The sequence below is a fragment of the Galactobacter caseinivorans genome, assembly GCF_003640665.1.
Classification (GTDB): domain Bacteria; phylum Actinomycetota; class Actinomycetes; order Actinomycetales; family Micrococcaceae; genus Galactobacter; species Galactobacter caseinivorans.
The window spans coordinates 1-341 of the sequence record NZ_QQXL01000017.1 but is presented as its reverse complement, the minus strand read 5'-3'; the positions used below and the strand labels follow the sequence as shown (position 1 = coordinate 341).

Here is a 341-nt window from a genome sequence, read left to right as displayed (position 1 = left end):
GGTGGCGACCGCCGCGATGATCGCGGCCCCCGTCGTGATGACAACCGTGGTGGTGGCTTCCGCGGTGGTGACCGTCGTGAGGACACTCGCGGTGGTGGTTTTGGTGGCGATCGTCGTGATGATCGTGCACCCCGTCGTGATGATCGTCAGGGTGGCGGTTTCCGCGGCAATGACCGTCGTGAGGACACTCGCGGTGGTGGCTTTGGTGGCGATCGTCGTGATGATCGCGGCCCCCGTCGTGATGATCGTCAGGGTGGCGGTTTTGGTGGCGACCGCCGCGATGATCGCGGCCCCCGTCGTGATGACAACCGTGGTGGTGGCTTCCGCGGTGGTGACCGTCG

Annotated in this window: 1 protein-coding gene; it reads left to right on the top strand. The window is 66.3% G+C overall.

Annotated features, from left to right (window positions below; all coding sequences use genetic code 11):
• The coding region (locus tag DWQ67_RS13545; RefSeq protein ID WP_199712731.1) for a hypothetical protein at positions 1–341 on the top strand (341 nt) is incomplete at both ends.